The 3,775-nt window shown below is 71.1% G+C and carries 3 protein-coding genes and 2 pseudogenes; 3 read left to right on the forward strand and 2 right to left on the reverse strand.

Annotated elements, in window-relative coordinates:
• A pseudogene (locus B7767_RS19660) lies at window positions 1-250 on the reverse strand (polyprenyl synthetase family protein); the annotation flags it as partial.
• 190 nt (window positions 251-440) lie between these two features.
• Window positions 441-1,847, reverse strand: a complete 1,407-nt coding sequence (locus B7767_RS19665; RefSeq protein ID WP_085573333.1) for a family 2B encapsulin nanocompartment shell protein — start codon at window positions 1,845-1,847, stop codon at window positions 441-443.
• Between the two features lie 294 nt (window positions 1,848-2,141).
• Between B7767_RS19665 and B7767_RS19670 the strand changes: the two genes are divergently transcribed.
• The 3 genes and pseudogenes from B7767_RS19670 to B7767_RS19680 all read left to right on the forward strand — a co-directional run.
• Window positions 2,142-2,732: an N-acetylmuramoyl-L-alanine amidase gene (locus tag B7767_RS19670; RefSeq protein WP_179167205.1), complete on the forward strand. Its 591-nt coding sequence runs from the start codon at window positions 2,142-2,144 to the stop codon at window positions 2,730-2,732.
• Between the two features lie 133 nt (window positions 2,733-2,865).
• Complete coding sequence (locus B7767_RS19675; RefSeq protein ID WP_085573335.1) at window positions 2,866-3,291, forward strand: DUF6010 family protein; 426 nt, start codon at window positions 2,866-2,868, stop codon at window positions 3,289-3,291.
• A pseudogene (locus B7767_RS19680) lies at window positions 3,288-3,775 on the forward strand (pyridoxal-phosphate dependent enzyme); the annotation flags it as partial. The gene B7767_RS19675 and the pseudogene B7767_RS19680, both read left to right, overlap by 4 nt.

The raw sequence follows: 3,775 nt of genomic DNA on the forward strand, positions 1-3,775 counted from the left end.
CCACGGGCCCGCCCAGGGCGGAGGCCGCGGCGAGCACCAGGGCGGGGCGGATCGCCTTGCCCGAACCGCCCCCGGCCGGGGTGCCGTCCGCCTGTTCCCAGCCGAAGTGGTAGAGCGCGACGCGGCGCATCGGGCCGGGCAGCGAGCCGAGGGCGGCCCGCAGCACCGGGTCGACCGCGGCCCGTGCCCGCTCCAGCAGGACCGTCGCCTCGTGCCCGTCACCGGGCCGCTGCTCCGGCACCGCCGGCATCTCGGCCGTGCTCTCCGCCGTAAGCCCCGTCTTCGGCTCCGTGATGGACTCCGTCATCGACTTCCCCCTGGGACCGGTTCGGTGAAGGAGCACAGGTGCGGCGTTTCCGCACCCGTCGAGCGCGTACCTCCGAGGTGTACCCGCCCGGACGGGCGGGGACACGGCGTGCGGGGCGGGAGCCGGCGGCAGGTCATCGCCAACGGCCGATCTCGACGTTCTCCAGGACGCCGAGCGCGTCCGGTACCAGGACCGCGGCCGAGTAGTAGGCCGTGACCAGGTACTTGATGATGGCCTGTTCGTTGATGCCCATGAACCGCACGGACAGACTCGGCTCGATCTCGTCGGGGATCCCGGCGGCCCGCAGTCCGATGACGCCCTGCTCCTCCTCACCGGTGCGCAGGGCGATGATGGAGGTCGTCCGGGCCTCGGTCACCGGGATCTTGTTGCACGGGAAGATCGGCACTCCCCGCCAGGTGGGGATGCGGTTGCCGCCCATGTCGATGGTCTCGGGGACGAGTCCCCGCCTGTTGAGCTCGCGGCCGAACGCGGCGATCGCGCGCGGGTGCGCGAGCAGCAGCCTGGTCCCGCGCCGCCTGCTGAGCAGTTCGTCCATGTCGTCGGGGCTCGGCACGCCGTCGTGCGGCTGGATCCGCTGGTCGTACTCGCAGTTGTGGAGCAGGCCGAAGTCGCGGTTGTTGACGAGTTCGTGCTCCTGACGCTCCTTCAGTGCCTCGACGGTCAGCCGGATCTGCTGCTCCGTCTGGTTCATGGGCTGGTTGTAGAGGTCGGCCACGCGGGTGTGGATGCGCAGCACGGTCTGGGCGACGCTGAGTTCGTACTCGCGCGGCTTGGCCTCGTAGTCGACGAAGGTGTGCGGGATGTCCGGCTCCCCGCTGTGACCGGCCGCGAGGTCGATCTCCTTCTCGCCGTACTTGTTGGTGCGCTGTCCGGGGACCGTGAGCCGCCGGCGGAGGTGTTCGCGCAGGGTGTCCGACCGCTCGGCGACCTGTTCGACGGCCTCGCGCGGCAGCACGAGCACGGTGCAGGCGGTGAGGGTGCGGGCGGTGTACTCCCAGATGGCGTCCTCGCCCAGCAGCGCCTGTTCGCCGAAGTAGGCGCCGTCGGCGAGGACTCCGAGGGACTCGTCGTCGCCGTAGGGGCCGGTGCCGACCCGCTCCACCCTGCCGTGCGCCAGCAGGTACACCTCGTCGGCCGGGCTGCCGAAGGAGGCGATGACCTGGCCGGCCCCGATCTCCCGCTGCCGGCAGCGGGCGGCCAGCTCGGTCAGCACCTCCTCGTCCTCGTACGACCGCAGCACCGGAAGCTCGCCCAGTTCCGCGGGGATGATCTCGACGCGGTCGCCGGTCTTCACGAACGTGATCCGGCCATCACCCACGGCGTACGTCAGCCGCCGGTTGACCCGGTATGTACCGCCCTGCACATCGGTCCAGGGCAGCATGCGCAGCAGCCAGCGCGAGCTGATCTCCTGCATCTGCGGCACGGACTTGGTCGTGGTGGCCAGGTTCCGCGCAGCCGCCGTACCGAGGCTCTGCTGCTGCCTGGCCTGCTCCGTGCGGACCTCTTCGCCTACCGACATAGAGAATCGCCCTCCCCAATGGTGATCCCGCACCCGGCCGCGCCGGGCGTGGCATTGCGCGATCAAGCCTTCCTCACGCAGCGTGCGCGCACCATTACCCGATCGAGCGGGATTGGATCTTGGGGAGACTGGGCACACATGGGCACCCGTTCGGCGACGCCGTACCGGAAGGAAATTGTCCGGATCGGCTCGCACAGGAGACGGACGAGTAGTTGAACTCGCTCCTTTTAGGTATAGGCCCGGTAGCGAGCGGTTGCGAAGGGCGGCCGCCGTCCGGCACGAAGGAGGGCGGTCATGGCCCCACCCATGTCCGCGAGCGCGTTCCTGCGCGCTCTGAAGGCGGAAGGACTCACGGTCGTCGAGGTCGGCGACTGGCGGGACCACAACCGCAACCACAAGGGCCCGTGGGGTCCGGTCCACGGCGTGATGATCCACCACACCGTGACCAAGGGCAGCGCCCGCACGGTCGACATCTGCCGCAAGGGCTACGAGGGTCTGCCCGGACCCCTGTGCCACGGCGTCATCACCAAGGACGGCCGGGTGCACCTCGTCGGCTACGGCAGGGCCAACCACGCCGGGCTCGGCGACGACGACGTGCTCCGCGCGGTGATCGCCGAGAGGGCGCTGCCGAAGGACAACGAGGCGAACACCGACGGCAACCGGCACTTCTACGGATTCGAGTGCGAGAACCTCGGCGACGGCGAGGACCCCTGGCCGGCGGCCCAGCTGGAGGCCATCGAGAAGGCCGCGGCAGCCGTGTGCCGTCATCACGGCTGGAACGAGCGGTCGGTGATCGGGCACAAGGAGTGGCAGCCGGGGAAGGTGGACCCGCGCGGGTTCACGATGGGCTCGATGAGGAAACGGATCGGCGACCGGCTGAAGTGACGCACGGGCGCGACGGCGCACGGCCCGGTCGGCGACAACCCGTTGGAAACTGTCGCTCGTCCCCCTGGGACCCGTGGCGGCCCGCTCCTAGCGTGGTGAACCGTCCCTGACGGTCCCAGGAGGAGGCCTCGCCATGCAGTACGTCGCCCCGGTCGGCATCGGTGTCCTCTACGCCCTGCTGATGTCCCTCGTCCGTGAACCGCACCGGCGGCACCTGAACGCCCTCATGGTCGCCGGTGCGGGCGCCGCCTACCTCAGCGGCGGCGGGCTGGGCGGCTGGGAGTTCGCCTTCACGGCGCTGGTCACCTATGTCGCGTTCCGCGGCCTGGACTCCTGGACGTTCATCGGCGTCGGCTGGCTGCTGCACACCGCGTGGGACGTCGTCCACCACGTCAAGGGCAACCCCATCATCCCGTTCGCCCACACGTCGTCCCTGGGCTGCGCGATCTGCGACCCGGTGATCGCGCTGTGGTGCCTGCGGGGCGGCCCCTCCCTGATCGGCACGTTCCGGGACCGCGGCCGAAGCCGCGAGGAGCCGCGGGCGACAATGGCCCGGTGACCGGCTCCGACGACCCCGACCCCGACCCCCGCGACACCCTCGCGGGTCTGCGCCCACGGCTGCCCTCCCCGCTTCGGGAGGTCACGGACGGGCGGTTCGAGCGGCACGGGGTGCGGCTCCTGCTGAAGCGGGACGATCTGATCCACCCCGAGCTGGTCGGCAACAAGTGGCGCAAGCTCGCGCCGAACCTCGAAGAGGCGGCCGGACGGACCGTGCTCACCTTCGGCGGCGCGTACTCCAACCATCTGCGCGCCACGGCCGCCGCCGGCCGGCTGCTCGGCCTGCGCACGGTCGGCGTGGTGCGCGGGCAGGAACTCGCCGGCCGCCCGCTCAACTCCTCGCTGGCCCGGTGCTCGGCCGACGGGATGCGGCTGCACTTCGTCGACCGGTCGGCGTACCGCCGCAAGGCCGAGCCGGAGACCCTGGCGGCCGTGCTCCGCGCGGCGGACGCCGAGGACGCGTACGTCGTGCCCGAGGGCGGCAG

It is taken from the genome of Streptomyces sp. 13-12-16, assembly GCF_002114215.1.
Taxonomy (GTDB): Bacteria; Actinomycetota; Actinomycetes; order Streptomycetales; family Streptomycetaceae; genus Streptomyces.

What these genes read in the sequence shown, in the direction of transcription:
- B7767_RS19675 (WP_085573335.1), top strand. Translation starts at nt 2,866, where the DNA reads ATGCAGTACGTCGCCCCGGTCGGCATCGGTGTCCTCTACGCCCTGCTG.
- B7767_RS19665 (WP_085573333.1), bottom strand. Translation starts at nt 1,847, where the DNA reads ATGTCGGTAGGCGAAGAGGTCCGCACGGAGCAGGCCAGGCAGCAGCAG.
- B7767_RS19670 (WP_179167205.1), top strand. Translation starts at nt 2,142, where the DNA reads ATGGCCCCACCCATGTCCGCGAGCGCGTTCCTGCGCGCTCTGAAGGCG.